Origin of the sequence: Streptomyces sp. Y20, assembly GCF_043195475.1 — a bacterium.
GTDB lineage: Bacteria > Actinomycetota > Actinomycetes > Streptomycetales > Streptomycetaceae > Streptomyces.
In genome coordinates, this window is the sequence record NZ_JBIDDP010000003.1 from 605,916 (window position 1) to 621,908 (window position 15,993).

Below are 15,993 nucleotides of genomic sequence, written 5' to 3' on the forward strand. Positions count from 1 at the left end.
TCCCGTGGGGTGAGCAGAGCCGGAGCGGGTAGCCGCCCCGTTCGGAGGAACGTACGACAAACCCGCCCCCCTGGGTTCGGCGACCTTGCCATTAGGCTGGGCGCGTGAAGGTCCTCGTCATCGGAACCGGCGCCCGCGAACACGCCCTGTGCCACTCCCTGTCCCTCGATCCCGACGTCACCGCGCTGCACTGCGCCCCCGGCAACGCCGGCATCGCCGAGGTCGCCGAGCTGCACCAGGTCGACGCGCTCGACGGTGCCGCGGTGGCCGGGCTGGCCACCCGTCTCGGGGCCGACCTGGTCGTCGTCGGCCCGGAGGCCCCACTGGTCGCCGGGGTGGCCGACGCCGTCCGCGCCGCGGGCGTTCCCGTGTTCGGCCCCTCCGGCGAGGCCGCGCGGATCGAGGGCTCCAAGGCCTTCGCCAAGGACGTCATGGCGCGGGCCGGGGTGCCGACCGCCCGGTCCTACGTCTGCACCACCGCGGAGGAGGCCGCCGTCGCGCTCGACGCGTTCGGCGCTCCCTACGTCGTCAAGGACGACGGCCTCGCCGCCGGCAAGGGCGTCGTCGTCACCTCCGACCAGGAGGCCGCCAAGGCGCACGCCGCGGCGTGCATGGGGGCGCCTCCCGGGAAGCGGGGGAGCGTGGTGATCGAGGAGTTCCTCGACGGTCCCGAGGTCTCCCTGTTCGCCGTCACCGACGGGCGGACGGTCGTACCGCTCCAGCCCGCCCAGGACTTCAAGCGTGCGCTGGACGGCGACGAGGGCCCGAACACCGGCGGCATGGGCGCGTACTCGCCGCTGCCGTGGGCCGACCCGAAGCTGGTCGACGAGGTGCTGGAGACGGTGCTCCAGCCGACGGTGGACGAGATGCGCCGCCGGGGCACGCCCTTCTCGGGACTGCTCTACGCCGGTCTCGCGATCACCTCGCGCGGGATCCGGGTCATCGAGTTCAACGCCCGTTTCGGTGACCCGGAGACGCAGGTCGTGCTGGCCCGTCTGAGGACCCCGCTGGCCGGTGTCCTCATGGCCGCCGCCACCGGCACCCTGGCCGACCTGCCGCCCCTGCGCTGGAGCGAGGACGCGGCCGTCACGGTCGTCGTCGCCTCGCACAACTACCCGGGCACCCCGCGTACCGGGGACCCGATCACCGGTCTGGACGAGGTGGTCGCCGAGGACGCCCCGCACGCGTACGTGCTGCACGCCGGCACCCGGCGGGACGGCGACGCGGTCGTCAGCGCGGGCGGCCGGGTGCTGTCCGTGACGGCCACCGGCACGGACCTGGCCGAGGCGCGGACGCGGGCGTACCGGGCGGTGGGCCGGATCCGGCTCGACGGCTCGCAGTACCGCACGGACATCGCCAGGAAGGTGGCGCAGCCGGAGGGCTGACCCGAGGCGAAGGCGGTGCGGCCGGCGGGCCGGCCCTCCGGCCGCGGGCCCTGTCCGGTCCTTGCGCGCCCCCTTGTGCGACCTGCTCCTTCTCCCTCAGGCCCCGGATTGCGATCCGGGGCCTGATCTTCGCTGTCTGTCACCCAGCTCTGACCAAAGCCATTCCATCGAGTGAGCGATCGCCCATACGGCTGACTGGCGCCTGGGCCCCAACTAGGGTGCCGCGCAAGCGTTCCGGCACTTGGCCCCACCGGCATTGCGATGTCAGCGGCGGGTGCCACAGTGGGGGAGTGAGCAAGACCAGAACGGCACACGTCGGACAGCGAGGGGGCGAGGTCGGCACGTGACCGGAATCGGTGTGGAGGCGGGCGCGCAGGCCGCGCGTTCCCGGGCGCTCGCGGTGCTGCGGGTGCGGGGCCGGGCGCTGGCCGTCGCCCTGCTGCCCGCGGGCGCCGCGGTGATCCTGCTGGCCGGCGCCTCCACCGGCCGTCTCGCCGGCCCGGCGTGGGACGCCGCCCGCTGGACGGTGGGCGTGCTCGCCGTGCTGGTGCTGCTGGCCGCAGCCGGTGTCGGCCTGGTCGTCGCCCGGGCCCGCCCCGCCGTGAGCCCCACGGTGCCGATCGCGGAGAGGACCGCCCCGGACCTGTACCGGATGGTGCGCGACCTGGCCGACCGCCTGGACGTGCCGGTCCCGTCCGCCATAGCGCTCACCCCTGACTGCGACAGCTGGCTGGAGGACCGCACCCACGCGGCCCACGGTCCGCCTCCGCGCCCCGCGCCGGACGGGCCGGCGCCCGGCGGGCCGGCAGCCCCGGCCCGCCGCCGGACCCCGGCCGCGCCGGTCCTCGTCATCGGCTCCCCGTTCCTGTGGTGGATGCGCGTCGGCGAGCTGCGCGCGGTCCTCGCCCCGGTCATCGCGGGTACGGGCCCCTCGGCGCACCCGGACATAGCCGCCGCCCGCCGCTTCGTGCGCGGGCTGGACGCGGCCGTGGCCGTCGCCTCGACACCGGGGCGCTGTCCGCCGGTGCGCGGGCTGTGCGCGGCCCTCGGCTGGGTGGCCCGGCTGCTGCTGCGCGGCTGCCGGGAGCACGCCACGCTGATGGAGCGCGGGGTCGCGGCGGCGGCGGCCGAGCGCGCCAAGACGGTGGACTACGGCCTGCGGATCGTCGCCCAGGAGCAGGTGGGACTCGCCTACGCCGGCTGGGACCGGCTGCTGACCAGGGTGGCGCTGCCCGCCTGGCGCATGGGCCGCTGGCCCGCCCGGCTGGACGCGGGCGTGGTGGCGGCGCTCACCGAGCTGTCCCGCCGTGACCGTCTCGCCGAGGGCTTCGCCTCCCGGCTCGGCGAGCGCCCCGCCTGTGACCTGCTGGAGGAGCCCGGCGCCGTGGACGAGGCCGCCTCGCTGCTCGCCGCCCGCCTCTTCCACGGCGGCCCGGCCGAGACCGGTCAGGACTGGGCCCCGGTGGACTGGCAGGCGTATCCGGAGGAGGTCGTGGACCGCGCCTGGCGCGCCCACGCGGCCCGCCTGCACCGCGTCCTGGACGCCCTGGGCGTGCGCCCCTCCCCGGACCCCGCCGCCCCCGATCCCGGCGCCGCCACCCTGGCCCGCGTCCTGGACCACCTCACGGAACCGGCCGGCCGGGCCGCGGCTCCCGTCGCCGCCACCGGTACCGGCGCTTCCCGCGGCGACGAAGAGGATCCCGATCCCACCACCGAGCGCAGTGCGGTTCTCGCCGCCGGGCTGAGTGCCGAGGTGGCCCGGGAGGAAGGTGCCGTGACGGGCGCCGGCGCGGCCCGGCGCAGCGCGGAGAGCGACCTGTGGGACGGCGGCGGTCTGCCGCTCTTCCCGCTGCAACCGCCGCGCACCGCCCGCGAGCTGCTCACCGACCATGTCACCGCGATGGTGTGCTGCGCGGCCGTCGACACCGCCGGTGCGGCTCCGGCCCTGGACTGGCTGGACGGCCCGTCCCTGCTGCTGGACGGCGAGCGGGCCGCCGATCTGACGCCCAGGGTGCTGAGCCTGATAGAGGAGGGGGACCCGGGCCCGCTGCGGGACTGGCTGGCCGCGTCCGGCATACGCCCCGAGAAGCCCGTACGGCTCGTCTGACCCCGCCGTCCCGTCCGCACCGTCCGCCGTAACGGAAAGACGACTTCCACTTCAGGTCAATTCGCAACGACTAGTGACCGGGCCCGTGCGTTATGTGATGTGCTGGGACCGACCACGCCGTTGGCAAAGGCTCACGACATACGACACGGCGACGTACGACACCGCATACGGCAGCACGGGCGGGCACGGCCCGGCGTGCACGAACAGGACACGGGGGCACCAGGGAGGGGAGCGACCATGGCCTCGGACCACATCCGCCGCTGGGAGTCCGGAGCACTCGCGCACGCCGTCACGGACCCCTTCGGTCAGGGCCCGGTGCCGTGGCTGCGCGGCAGTGAGACGTACTTCGACGACACCGGTCACGTCGTCCCCTGGTACGTCGACCCCAGCCCGCAGCAGTCCACCGGCAGGTCCGGCGCGCGTGTTCCCGCACCGCGGTCGGGTGCCGGGCCCCGTTCGGCCGACGACGTGCACCGCCAGATCAAGGGCTTCACCGCCACCGGCGCGGTCGCACCGGGCGAGGCGATCGACTTCCACGTCACGGTCGACCCGCCGCAGGAGTTCAGCGTCGACATCTACCGCATCGGCCACTACGGCGGCGACGGCGCGTCCAAGATCACCACGAGCCCCCGGCTCTCCGGCATCGTCCAGCCCCCGCCGCTGACCGCCGACCGCACGGTCTCCTGCCACCACTGGTGGCTGTCCTGGCGCCTCCAGGTGCCTTCCTACTGGAACATCGGCGCCTATGTGGCCGTCCTCACCACCGTCGACGGCTACCGCTCCCACGTGCCGTTCACGGTCCGCGACGACCACCCCGCCGATCTGCTCCTGCTGCTGCCGGACATCACCTGGCAGGCCTACAACCTGTATCCGGAGGACGGCCACACCGGCGCCAGCCTCTACCACGCCTGGGACGAGCACGGCCGTCTCCTCGGCGAGGCCGACGCGGCCACCACCGTCTCCTTCGACCGCCCGTACGCGGGCGCGGGCCTGCCCCTGCACGTCGGCCACGCCTACGACTTCATCCGCTGGGCCGAGCGCTACGGCTACGACCTCGCCTACGCAGACGCCCGTGACCTGCACGCCGGCCGCGTCGACCCCACCCGCTACCGGGGCCTGGTCTTCCCCGGCCACGACGAGTACTGGTCGGTGCCGATGCGCCGCGCCGTCGAGGACGCCCGCGCCCGCGGCACCTCACTGGTGTTCCTCTCGGCCAACACCATGTACTGGCGGGTGGAGCTGGGACCGTCCCCGTCCGGCGTCCCGGACCGGCTGCTGACCTGCCGCAAACGCAAGGGCCCCGGCCGGCCGGTGCTGTGGCGCGAGGTCGACCGGCCCGAGCAGCAGCTGGCCGGCATCCAGTACGCGGGCCGCGTCCCCGAGCCGCACCCGCTGATCGTCCGCAACGCCGACCACTGGCTGTGGGAGGCGACCGGCGCCCACGAGGGCGACGCGATCGAGGGTCTGGTCGCCGGCGAGGCGGACCGTTACTTCCCGCGCACCCCGCTGCCGGAGCACGACGAGCGGATCCTGCTCGCGCACTCCCCCTACACGGACAACGACGGCGTCCTGCGCCACCAGGAGACCTCCCTCTACCGCGCGCCCTCCGGCGCCTGGGTGTTCGCCTCAGGCACCTTCGCCTGGTCCCCGGCCCTGGACCGCCCCGAGCACCTGGACGCCCGTGTCCAGCGCGCCACGGCGAACCTGCTGGACCGCATCTGCAAGCGCGACTGACCCCCGGGCGCGGCCGATCGCCCCCATACGGGAGAATCGAGGCGATTGGACAGACCCACGGGGAGGAACCGTGTCCGGATTCGTAGAAAAGCCCGAGCCGATCGAGGTTCCGGGCCTGGTGCACCTGCACACCGGGAAGGTGCGCGAGCTGTACCGCAACGAGGCGGGCGACCTCGTGATGGTCGCCAGTGACCGCATGTCCGCCTTCGACTGGGTGCTACCCACCCAGATCCCCGACAAGGGCCGCGTCCTGACCCGGCTCTCCCTGTGGTGGTTCGACCAGCTGCGCGACCTGGCCGCCCACCACGTCATCAGCACGGACGTCCCCGAGGGCGCCCCCGCCGACTGGGAGGGCCGCACACTGGTCTGCAAGTCGCTGCGCATGGTCCCGGTGGAGTGCGTGGCGCGCGGCTACCTCACCGGCTCCGGCCTGCTGGAGTACCGGGAGTCCCGCACGGTCTGCGGGCTCGCCCTCCCCGAGGGACTCGTGGACGGCTCGGAACTGCCCGCCCCGATCTTCACCCCGGCCACCAAGGCCGAGGTCGGCGAGCACGACGAGAACGTCTCCTACGAGGAGGTGGCCCGCCAGGTCGGCGCGGACACCGCCGCCGAGCTGCGCCAGGCCACGCTCGCCGTGTACGCGCGCGCCCGGGACATCGCCCGGGACCGGGGCATCATCCTGGCGGACACCAAGTTCGAGTTCGGCTTCGACGGTGACACGCTCGTCCTCGCCGACGAGATCCTCACCCCGGACTCGTCCCGCTTCTGGCCGGCCGACCAGTGGCAGCCGGGCCGGGCGCAGCCGTCGTACGACAAGCAGTTCGTGCGCGACTGGCTGACCTCGCCGGAGTCCGGCTGGGACCGCAAGAGCGAGCAGCCCCCGCCGCCGCTGCCGGAGAAGGTCGTGGCGGCGACCCGCCAGAAGTACGTGGAGGCGTACGAGCGGCTGACGGGGACCAGCTGGTCGTAGGGGAACGAAGAAGCCCCCCGGTGGAAACCGGGGGGCTCATCCCGAGCGGACGACGAGGCTCGAACTCGCGACCTCAACCTTGGCAAGGTTGCGCTCTACCAACTGAGCTACGTCCGCGTGGCGCCGTGGCGCGAGAGCAACTATACCCAACCGCGCTCGCGGGCGAGACGCACCGCGGTGTGCCGGTTCTCGGCGCCGAGCTTCGTGACGGCCGAGGAGAGGTAGTTGCGCACGGTCCCCGGGGACAGCGCGGCCCGCTCGGCGATCTCCGCGACGGGCGCGCCGTCGGCGGCCAGCTCCAGCACCTCGGCCTCCCGCGCGGTCAGCGGCGAGTCGCCCGCGGAGATCGCGTCGGCGGCCAACTCCGGATCCACGTAACGGTTTCCCGCGTGCACCGTCCGGATGATCTCGGCGAGACGCCGGGCGCTGACGGTCTTCGGGACGAACCCGCGCACACCGGCCGCGAGCGCCCGTTTGAGATGCCCGGGCCGTCCGTGCCCGGTGACGATCAGCACCCGGCAGCCGGGCAGCTCCGTACGCAGGGATGTGGCGACCTTCACACCGTCGGCGCCAGGCATCTGAAGGTCGAGCACGGCCACGTCGGGGGTGTGCGCCCGGGCCATGGCCAGTGCCTCGGGCCCGGTGGCCGCCTCGGCGACGACCAGCAGATCGTCCTCCAGCGAGAGCAGCGCGGTCAGCGCCCCCCGGATCAGATGCTCGTCGTCCGCGAGCAGCAGCCGTACCGGAGCGTTCACGGGGTGACTCCTTCCACCTGGGTCAGGGGCACGTCGGCGACCAGCCGGAACCGGTCGCGTGCGGTCCCGACCACGCCCGCCTGAAGGGTCCCGTCGACGGCGGCCAGCCGCTCCCGCAGCCCGGCGAGTCCCGTGCCGCCGCCGCCCGGCCCGTCCGGGACCCCGTCGTTCTCCACCGTCAGCACCACATGTCCCTCCCGCACGGACAGCCCCACGTCGCACCGCCCCGCGTTCCCGTGCCGCAGCACGTTGGTGGTCGCCTCACGCACCACCCAGCCGAGCGCGGACTGCACCTCGGCGGGCAGCCCGCGGACCTCCGCACGCACCGAGCAGTCGATCCCGGCCGCCGCCAGCACCCCCTCGGCCCCGGCGAGTTCGGCCCCCAGGTCGGCCTCGCGGTAACCCCGTACGACGGCCCGTACCTCCCGCTGGGACTCCTGTGCGACGCGTTGCACCTCGATCATCTGCTCCACGGCCTCCGGCCGCCCCCGGCGGGCGAGTTGGACGGCCAGTTCGCTCTTGAGGGAGATCACGGACAGGTTCCGGCCCAGCACGTCGTGCAGGTCCCGCCCGAACCGCAGCCGTTCCTCGGCGACCGCGAGGCGGGCCTCGGCCTCACGGGCCCGTTCCGCCTCCCAGAGCACGGCCAGGGTCCAGGCGCCGACGCGGCAGGCGAACAGCGCGAACACCGCTTGGAAAGCGGCCGTCAGAGCGGTCACGAGGAGCCCGGCGCCGTCGCGGTCGGTGAGCCAGACGGCACCCGACACCAGCGTCGCGAGCACCGCCGACCGGCGCAGGAACACCCGTACGGGGACGGTGAGTCCGTGGAGCAGTCCGAACGGCAGCAGGACGGCGGCGACCACCCACCGGACGGTCATCGGGTCAGCCGCGTCCAGCGCGGAGAGGGCCAGGACCAGCGCCAGGGCGAGCCCGAGCAGGACCGCCGGGACGCGGTGCGCGCCGGCCGGCAGCCGGGCGCGCCCCAGGTAGTGGTCGAGCGCGGACCGGGTGAGCCGGTTGGAGACCGCGCACTGGAGGACCGAGACGAGGACGAGCAGCGCGCCGAGAGCGACCGCCACGGGCCGGTGGCCGAGCCCCGCCACCAAGGGCAGAAGCAGCCAGCCGAGCGAGAACACCCAGACCGACACGTACCAGGAGACGACGGTGTACAGCTCGACCCGTTCGGCCTTGCTGCGCTCCCGCCACTGCCGCTGCTGCCAGCGCCGTATCCGCCCCGTCATGCGCGCTCCCCGCCCCTCAGCGCCGCGGCTCCCACCGGAACCACCGCCGTACAGCAAACACCGCCACGACCGTCCAGGCCAGGGCGGTCGCGAGGGCGCCCAGGATCTCGTACGCGCCCGGCTGCCCGGTCCAGCCCGCCCGGACGAGCCGTATCGCCGGGGACAGCGGGAGCAGTTCGCAGACGAAGGCCAGTCCGTCCGGCATGGCCTCTGTGGGGAACGCGACCCCCGAGCCGATCATCGTCACGAACACCAGGGGCAGCGAGGTGATCTGGCCGCTCTCCACGGACCGGGTGAAGGAGGCGGTCAGCCCGGCGAGCGCGGCACTCAGCACCAGCCCGGCCGCGAGTCCCAGCAGACTCAGGTACGGCGCCCTGGGGGCCCCGGCGTGCAGCAGCACCGCGCCCCCGGCGCACAGCAGCAGCGCCTGCGCGAACCCCACGGCCATGGCGGGCAGGGCGGTGCCGGTGAGGATCTCGGCATCGGTCGGTTCGCCGGTGCGCAGCCGTTTGAGGACGAGTTCCTCGCGGCGGGCGACGAAGACGTTGACCAGCGCGGTGTAGACGGTGAAGAGCAGGGAGAAGGCGACGGCGGCCGTGAGCAGGGCCGCGCCGGCGCTCACGCCGTGCTTCTCCAGGCCCGCCTGGTCCAGGGCGGGCCGCACGCTGAACGGCAGCGCGAGCGGCACGACGAGCGCGGTGAACAGGACGCCGCGGTTGCGGCCGAGCAGGACCAGCTCGGCCAGGGCCAGCGCCCGCAGTCGCCGGGTCACGGGCGCCGGGGCACCGGGGGACGCACGGTGCGCGCGGCCGGCTCCGGCTTCGGGGGGCACGCCGTTCACGCCGCCACCTCGTCCCGGGCGATCCCGAGGAAGGCCTCCTCCAGGGAGGCCGGGTGCATCTCCAGGCCGCGCAGTTCGACACCGGTCCGCTCGGCCCAGGCGAGGACGGCGGTGGCGGTCCGCTGGAGTTCGCGGGTGCGCAGCCGCACGACTCGGCCGTCGTTCTCGTGTCCGCAGACGCCGAGGCCGCCGAGGGGCGGCAGGTCGCCGGGGAAGTGGCCGGCGGGCAGTTCGAAGGAGATCCGGGACGGCCGGCCGGCGGTGACCTCGGCCGGGGTGCCGCAGGCGGCGATGCGCCCCTCGTGCAGGATGGCGAGCCGGTCGGCGAGATCCTCGGCCTCCTCCAGGTAGTGCGTGGTGAGCAGCACGGTCGTGCCCGCGTCCCGCAGCTCCCGCACCAGCGCCCAGGTGTCCCGGCGGCCCTCCGCGTCGAGCCCGGTCGTCGGCTCGTCGAGGAAGAGCACCTCGGGATCGCCGAGCAGGGCGAGCGCCAGGTCGAGGCGCCGGCGCTCCCCGCCGGACAGCTGCTTGACCCGCACCCGCCGCTTGTCCGCGAGCCCGACCCGCGCGAGGACCTCGTGTTCCGGCCGGGCCCCGCTGGTGCATCCCGCCCACATCCGGGCGGTCTCGGCGACGGTCAGCTCGGCGGGGAAGCCGCCCTCCTGGAGCATCACGCCGGTGCGGGGGCGCACGGCGGCCCGTTCGCGGTGGGGATCGTGGCCGAGGACCCGGACCCGGCCGGCGGCGGGTGCCGCGAGCCCTTCCAGCAGTTCGACCGTGGAGGTCTTCCCGGCACCGTTGGTGCCCAGCAGGGCGAAGATCTCCCCGCGCCGCACGGAGAAGGTGATGCCGCGCACGGCCTCGAACCCGCCTCCGTAGACACGTCTGAGGCCGGTGGCCTCGATCACGTGCTCGTGTCCGTCGATGTCCATGGAGCAAGCGTCCCGGCGGCGCGGCCCGGCAGGCAGTGCGCGGTGTCATCACCCGGCATGACATATGTCAGTACGGGTCACGCACACGGAGGAGACGGACGACGGGAGGGGGCGACAAGGGGGCGGACAACGAGAAGACCCCGGTCCAGTGGACCGGGGTCTTCTTCCCGAGCGGACGACGAGGCTCGAACTCGCGACCTCAACCTTGGCAAGGTTGCGCTCTACCAACTGAGCTACGTCCGCACTGCCCCCGACCGGCTCCCACCGATCGGTGCGGCACCAGCCTACCTGATCCACCGGGGTGGTCATGTCAGCGGTGCAGAGCGGGTGACAGGAATTGCACACTGCGCCTTCCCCCTGGAAGGGGGATGTTCTACTACTGAACTACACCCGCGTGTCCTCGGGATCCGGCCTTCCGGCCTCGCCCCTCGGCGTGTCCCAGACATTAGCCGATCGGCGGGGGGGTTGCGCAAGTCGGCTCCCCTTGTGACCCGGTTCGCCCCAAGTGCACGGTCCTCAGGGCCCGCTGACGGACCCTGAGGACTCGCCCCTTCGCGGGCTCACTGCGCGGCGCTGAACGCCTCGTAGACCTTCTTCGGGATGCGCCCGCGCGCGGGCACGTCCATCTTGTTGGCCTGGGCCCAGGCGCGGACGGCCGCCGGGTCGGGGGCGACCTCGGTCTGCTTGTACGCCTTGCCGGACCGCGACCGCTTGCGGCCGGCCTCGACGTAGGGCGCGAGCGCCTTGCGCAGTTTCCTGGCGTTGGTTTCGTTCAGGTCGATCTCGTACGACCGGCCGTCGAGTCCGAAGGCGATCGTCTCCGCCGCTTCCGAGCCGTCGATGTCGTCGAAGAGAGTGACCACGACCTTTTGCGCCACGAATATCGGTCCCTTCGTGCGGCACGTCGATACAGCTCATCGCCGACGACGTGCCGGGTATCGGCTATTGCCAATTCATTTGTATGGTGCCCGGCAATGCAAATGTACCGCGCCCGGCATTGCAAAGTGAAGCCCGACTAAATCCGCCCGCGTGTCCCAGCACAATAGGCGGATCGGGAGGATGGTCGAACTTTCCCAGAATTTTTCACGGGCGGGCAGGTCCGACACCCGATCGTGATGCGCCTCACGTAGTTTCCTCCAACTCTACTCGCGTAGAAATTTTGTGCGGGTAGTCTGAAGGGACCTGCTCAGCACCACACACCGGGAGTGCCAGTGGCACGCGTCGTAGTCGACGTCATGCTCAAGCCGGAGATCCTCGACCCCCAGGGCCAGGCGGTCCAGCGTGCGCTGCCGCGCCTGGGTTTCGAGGGGATCTCGGACGTACGTCAGGGAAAGCGTTTCGAACTGGAAGTTGACGGACCGGTCGACGAGGCCGCGCTCACCCGCATCCGCGATCTTGCGGAATCCTTCCTCGCCAACACCGTGATCGAGGACTTCACCGTCCGGGTCGAGGAAGTCGCGGAGGCGGCCAAGTGACCGCTCGTATTGGCGTCGTCACTTTCCCGGGCAGCCTGGACGACCAGGACACCCGGCGCGCGGTCCGTCTGGCGGGCGCCGAGCCGGTCGCCCTGTGGCACAAGGACAAGGACCTCAAGCAGGTCGACGCCGTCGTCCTGTGCGGCGGTTTCTCCTACGGCGACTATCTGCGGGCCGGCGCCATCGCCCGTTTCTCGCCGGTCATGGAGACCCTTGTCGAACAGGCGAAGGCCGGCCTCCCGGTCCTCGGGATCTGCAACGGCTTCCAGATCCTCACCGAGGCCCACCTCCTCCCGGGCGCGATGCTCGGCAACGACCACCTCCACTTCATCTGCCGCGATCAGAAGCTGCGGGTGGAGAACGCGGGGACGGCCTGGACCGGCGACTACCGTGCCGGTCAGGAGATCCACATCCCGCTGAAGAACATGGACGGCCGGTACGTCGCCGACGCCTACACGCTGGACGAGCTGGAGGCGGAGGGCCGGGTCGCCTTCCGGTACGTGGACTTCAACCCGAACGGCTCGCTCCGCGACATCGCCGGCATCACCAACGAGGCCGGGAACGTCGTCGGGCTGATGCCGCACCCGGAGCACGCCGTGGAGCCGCTCGTCGGCACCGGCCGCACCGACGGCCTCCCCTTCTTCACCTCGATCCTCAAGAAGCTGGTCAACGCATGAGCCGGACGCCTCTGGACACGGTCGAGCACGCGGCCGGAACCCCCGACGTCGAGCTGCCCTGGGCCGAGCTGGGCCTGAAGAAGGACGAGTACGAGCGGGTGGTGGAGATCCTCGGCCGCCGTCCCACCGGCGCCGAACTCGCCATGTACTCGGTCATGTGGTCCGAGCACTGCTCGTACAAGTCCTCCAAGGTCCACCTGCGCCAGTTCGGCGAGAAGGCACCCGAGTCGGACGCCCTGCTCGTCGGCATCGGCGAGAACGCCGGCGTCGTGGACGTCGGCCAGGGCTACGCGGTGACCTTCAAGGTCGAGTCGCACAACCACCCCTCCTACGTCGAGCCCTACCAGGGCGCGGCCACGGGCGTCGGCGGCATCGTCCGCGACATCATCGCCATGGGCGCCCGCCCGGTGGCGGTCGTGGACCCGCTGCGCTTCGGCGCCGCCGACCACCCCGACACCAAGCGCGTCCTGCCGGGCGTGGTCGCGGGCATCGGCGGCTACGGCAACTGCCTGGGCCTGCCCAACATCGGCGGCGAGGTCGTCTTCGACGCCTGCTACCAGGGCAATCCGCTGGTCAACGCCGGTGCCATCGGTGTGATGCGGCACGAGGACATCCACCTCGCCAAGGCCTCCGGCACGGGCAACAAGGTCATCCTGTACGGCGCCCGGACCGGCGGCGACGGCATCGGCGGCGCCTCGATCCTCGCCTCCGAGACCTTCGACGACGCCAAGCCGTCCAAGCGGCCCGCGGTCCAGGTCGGCGACCCCTTCCAGGAGAAGCTCCTCATCGAGTGCACCCTGGAGGCGTTCAGCGAGAAGCTGGTCGTCGGCATCCAGGACCTCGGTGCGGCCGGCCTGTCCTGCGCCACCTCCGAGCTGGCCTCCAACGGCTCCGGCGGCATGCGCGTGACGCTGGACGACGTACCGCTGCGCGACTCGACGCTCTCGCCCGAGGAGATCCTCATGAGCGAGTCGCAGGAGCGCATGTGCGCGGTCGTGGAACCGGAGAAGGTCGGCCGGTTCCTGGAGATCTGCGAGAAGTGGGACGTCATCGCCACCGTCATCGGTGAGGTGACCGACGGCGACCGGCTGGAGATCTTCTGGCACGGCGAGAAGATCGTCGACGTCGACCCGCGCACGGTCGCGCACGAGGGCCCGGTCTACGAGCGCCCCTACGCGCGCCCCGACTGGCAGGACGCGCTCCAGGCGGACGACGCGAACAAGCTGGCGCGCCCGGAGACCTCCGAGGAGCTGAAGGACCAGGTTCTGAAGCTGGTCGGCTCCCCCAACCAGGCCTCCAAGAAGTGGATCACGTCCCAGTACGACCACTTCGTGCAGGGCAACACCGTCCTCGCCCAGCCGGAGGACTCCGGCATGATCCGCGTGGACGAGGAGACCGGGCTCGGCGTCGCGATCGCGACGGACGGCAACGGCCGCTACGCCAAGCTGGACCCGTACACCGGCGCCCAGCTGGCCCTGGCCGAGGCCTACCGGAACGTGGCGACCACCGGCGCCAAGCCGCTGGCCGTCTCCGACTGCCTGAACTTCGGTTCGCCCGAGGACCCGGCGGTCATGTGGCAGTTCGCGGAGGCCGTGCGCGGTCTCGCCGACGGCTGCCGTCAGCTCGGCACGCCCGTGACCGGCGGCAACGTCTCGCTGTACAACCAGACCGGCGAGGCCGCCATCCACCCGACCCCGGTCGTGGCCGTCCTCGGCGTCATCGACGACGTCGCCCGCCGCACCCCGGTCGCCTTCCAGGAGGAGGGCCAGCTGCTCTACCTCCTCGGCGACACCCGCGAGGAGTTCGGCGGCTCGGCCTGGTCGCAGGTGATCCACGACCACCTCGGCGGGATGCCGCCCACGGTGGACCTGGAACGGGAGCGGCTGCTGGCCGAGATCCTGATCTCCGCCTCCCGCGACGGCATGATCGACTCCGCGCACGACCTGTCCGACGGCGGCCTGGTCCAGGCCGTGGTCGAGTCGGCGCTGCTCGGCGGCAAGGGCGCCCGCCTGGTCGTCCCGGACGGCCTGGACGCCTTCACCTTCCTGTTCTCCGAGTCGGCCGGCCGTGCGATCGTCGCCGTGCCGCGCTCGGAGGAGGTCCGCTTCAACGACATGTGCGGTGCGCGCGGCCTGCCGGTCACCCGCATCGGTGTCGTGGACGGTGACACGGTCGAGGTGCAGGGCGAGTTCACCCTCACCCTCACCGAACTCCGCGAGGTCCACGAGAGCACGATCCCGGCGCTGCTGGCGTAGTGGCCGCGGTCCCGCCGAAAGCCCTGCCCGGCACCGGGCGGGGCTTTCGCGCGTACCGCCCGGGGCGGCGTCGTCCCCGGGTCCCGGGCGGCCGCCCCGTGCCACCGGAGGAGCCCGGGCGGCCGCGGTGGGCTTCGCAGCGGTGACCCCGGCAAGAGCCGCTGAAGCCCCGGCGCCCGCGGGGTTAAGGTCGCTCCCATGCCACCGGCCAGGAAGCGCGCCCGCAGTTATGACCCCGCCAAGACCCGCGCCGCGGTCTTCACCCAGCTCGGCACCGTACGGGAGGCCGTCCGCGGGCTCGACCCCGGGCAACTCGCCCTGCCCACCCGGCTCGGCGACTGGACCGTACGGGACCTGATCGCCCACATCGGCATGGCCGTCACGGCCGTCCACCGCGCCCTGGACCGGCCGGCCCCGCCCAGGCAGGACGTCCAGGTGGTCCAGTGGCCCTTCGCCACCGCCGCCAAGTCCGCCGAGATCGCCGACTTCACCCGCGACCTCGCCGCGGACCACCCCGACCTCGGCGCCTACCTCACCGAGGCCGAGGACGGCCTGCGCGCCCTGCTCGCCGCACACCCCGGCAGCCGGCTCCTGGAGACCAACGCGGGCGCCATGCCGCTGGACGACTACCTCGTCACCCGCGCCGTCGAACTCGTCGTCCACACCGACGACCTCAACGCCGCCGTCCCCGGCCTCGAGGTGCCGTACGACCGGCAGGCCCTGGCCGCCGCCACCCGGCTGCTCGCCGACGCCCTCGCCGTGAAGGCACCCGGCGGCTCCACCGAGGTGCGGGTGCCGCCGTACGCCGTCGTGCAGTGCGTCGAGGGGCCCCGGCACACCCGCGGCACCCCGCCCAACGTCGTGGAGACCGACCCGCTGACCTGGATCCGGCTGGCCACCGGGCGCCTGTCCTGGGCCGACGCGCTGGCCGGGGCGAAGGTCGGCGCGAGCGGGGAGCGGGCGGACATCGGCGGACTCCTGCCGGTCATGTCGTAGGCCTGCCCGCGGGTCCTGCCGCGGCGCCGTCCGCCGGTCATGCCGCTGCCCGCCGGTCCGTCAGGCCCCCGCGGAACCGGTCGCACCGCTCGCCCGTCGAATCCGTATGAACCGGTACGAGCGGTACATGTCCTTGGCGGTGGCCGCCGTGTTCCTCCCGCTGGTGGTGGCCGGCGCCAGCGCGGCGGGGGACAGTGGAGCGGTGAGCGCCCAGCAGCCGGTGACCGGGATCGACTGGCGGGTCGACGGCATCACCGTCGGCGGCGCGACCCTGCACGCGCCCGCCACGGCGCGCCTGCGCATCGACGAGGACGGCAGGGCGGCCGGCAATCTCGGCTGCAACCGCTTCAGCGCCCGGGCCACCGTGCACGGCGACCGGATCACCATCGGCGACCTGCGTACGACCCGGATGGCCTGCGCCCCGGCCCGGATGGACTTCGAGCGCGCCCTCGCCCGCGCCCTCACCACCGGCACGCTCACCGCCCGGGCCGACGGGGTGAAGGCGACCCTCACCGACGGCGACGGCGACCGCGTCCACCTCAGCCGCCGCACGCCCGCATGATGTGCGACACCTCACTCACGCACCCGGCGAAAAGCCTCGTGGCGGGCCCGCACGGCACGGTCC

14 protein-coding genes and 3 tRNA genes are annotated in these 15,993 nt (G+C 73.0%); 9 read left to right on the forward strand and 8 right to left on the reverse strand.

The window, feature by feature from the left end; translation table 11 throughout:
• Positions 1–104: 104 nt before the first annotated feature.
• The 4 genes from purD (at position 105) to ACGFT1_RS11095 (ending at position 6,196) form a co-directional block, all read left to right on the forward strand.
• Positions 105–1,385, forward strand: a complete 1,281-nt coding sequence (gene purD, locus ACGFT1_RS11080) for a phosphoribosylamine--glycine ligase (RefSeq protein WP_373908698.1) — start codon at positions 105–107, stop codon at positions 1,383–1,385.
• Positions 1,386–1,728: 343 nt separating this feature from the next.
• Positions 1,729–3,492 carry a hypothetical protein gene (locus ACGFT1_RS11085; protein ID WP_373908699.1) on the forward strand — a complete coding sequence of 588 codons (1,764 nt, stop codon included), beginning with the start codon at positions 1,729–1,731 and terminating at the stop codon, positions 3,490–3,492.
• A gap of 237 nt (positions 3,493–3,729) precedes the next feature.
• On the forward strand, positions 3,730–5,226 hold the full coding sequence (locus tag ACGFT1_RS11090; protein ID WP_373908700.1) for a N,N-dimethylformamidase beta subunit family domain-containing protein: 1,497 nt from the start codon (positions 3,730–3,732) through the stop codon (positions 5,224–5,226).
• 70 nt (positions 5,227–5,296) lie between these two features.
• Entirely contained in the window at positions 5,297–6,196 is a 900-nt protein-coding gene (locus ACGFT1_RS11095; protein ID WP_373908701.1) for a phosphoribosylaminoimidazolesuccinocarboxamide synthase, read from the forward strand.
• 44 nt (positions 6,197–6,240) lie between these two features.
• On the opposite strand, the gene ACGFT1_RS11100 is transcribed toward ACGFT1_RS11095, so the two are convergent.
• From ACGFT1_RS11100 to ACGFT1_RS11135, 8 genes are all read right to left on the reverse strand, one after another.
• Positions 6,241–6,313: transfer RNA gene (locus ACGFT1_RS11100), tRNA-Gly, on the reverse strand.
• A 23-nt stretch (positions 6,314–6,336) separates the two neighbouring features.
• Positions 6,337–6,951 (reverse strand): response regulator, encoded by a 615-nt coding sequence (locus tag ACGFT1_RS11105; RefSeq protein WP_373908702.1) that lies wholly within the window; start codon positions 6,949–6,951, stop codon positions 6,337–6,339.
• Positions 6,948–8,192, reverse strand: coding sequence for a sensor histidine kinase (locus ACGFT1_RS11110; RefSeq protein WP_373908703.1), 1,245 nt, complete (start codon positions 8,190–8,192; stop codon positions 6,948–6,950). Before ACGFT1_RS11110 ends, ACGFT1_RS11105 begins: the two co-directional genes overlap by 4 nt.
• A gap of 16 nt (positions 8,193–8,208) precedes the next feature.
• Complete coding sequence (locus ACGFT1_RS11115; RefSeq protein WP_373908704.1) at positions 8,209–8,964, reverse strand: ABC transporter permease; 756 nt, start codon at positions 8,962–8,964, stop codon at positions 8,209–8,211.
• Between the two features lie 65 nt (positions 8,965–9,029).
• Positions 9,030–9,965 carry an ABC transporter ATP-binding protein gene (locus tag ACGFT1_RS11120; protein WP_373908705.1) on the reverse strand — a complete coding sequence of 312 codons (936 nt, stop codon included), beginning with the start codon at positions 9,963–9,965 and terminating at the stop codon, positions 9,030–9,032.
• 170 nt (positions 9,966–10,135) lie between these two features.
• Positions 10,136–10,208 (reverse strand) — tRNA-Gly (locus ACGFT1_RS11125).
• A 79-nt stretch (positions 10,209–10,287) separates the two neighbouring features.
• Positions 10,288–10,359, reverse strand: a tRNA-Gly gene (locus tag ACGFT1_RS11130).
• A gap of 166 nt (positions 10,360–10,525) precedes the next feature.
• Positions 10,526–10,843 (reverse strand): Lsr2 family protein, encoded by a 318-nt coding sequence (locus tag ACGFT1_RS11135; protein WP_020940956.1) that lies wholly within the window; start codon positions 10,841–10,843, stop codon positions 10,526–10,528.
• Between the two features lie 333 nt (positions 10,844–11,176).
• On the opposite strand from ACGFT1_RS11135, the gene purS reads away from it, so the two are divergent.
• The 5 genes from purS to ACGFT1_RS11160 all read left to right on the forward strand — a co-directional run bounded on the left by purS (position 11,177) and on the right by ACGFT1_RS11160 (position 15,930).
• On the forward strand, positions 11,177–11,440 hold the full coding sequence (purS, locus tag ACGFT1_RS11140; protein ID WP_373908706.1) for a phosphoribosylformylglycinamidine synthase subunit PurS: 264 nt from the start codon (positions 11,177–11,179) through the stop codon (positions 11,438–11,440).
• Entirely contained in the window at positions 11,437–12,117 is a 681-nt protein-coding gene (gene purQ / locus ACGFT1_RS11145) for a phosphoribosylformylglycinamidine synthase subunit PurQ (protein ID WP_373908707.1), read from the forward strand. The genes purS and purQ overlap by 4 nt, the downstream gene beginning before the upstream one ends.
• Positions 12,114–14,372, forward strand: a complete 2,259-nt coding sequence (gene purL, locus ACGFT1_RS11150; RefSeq protein WP_373908708.1) for a phosphoribosylformylglycinamidine synthase subunit PurL — start codon at positions 12,114–12,116, stop codon at positions 14,370–14,372. Before purQ ends, purL begins: the two co-directional genes overlap by 4 nt.
• 198 nt (positions 14,373–14,570) lie before the next feature.
• Positions 14,571–15,368, forward strand: a complete 798-nt coding sequence (locus ACGFT1_RS11155) for a sterol carrier family protein (RefSeq protein ID WP_373908709.1) — start codon at positions 14,571–14,573, stop codon at positions 15,366–15,368.
• A gap of 127 nt (positions 15,369–15,495) precedes the next feature.
• Entirely contained in the window at positions 15,496–15,930 is a 435-nt protein-coding gene (locus tag ACGFT1_RS11160; protein ID WP_373908710.1) for an META domain-containing protein, read from the forward strand.
• Positions 15,931–15,993 lie beyond the last annotated feature (63 nt).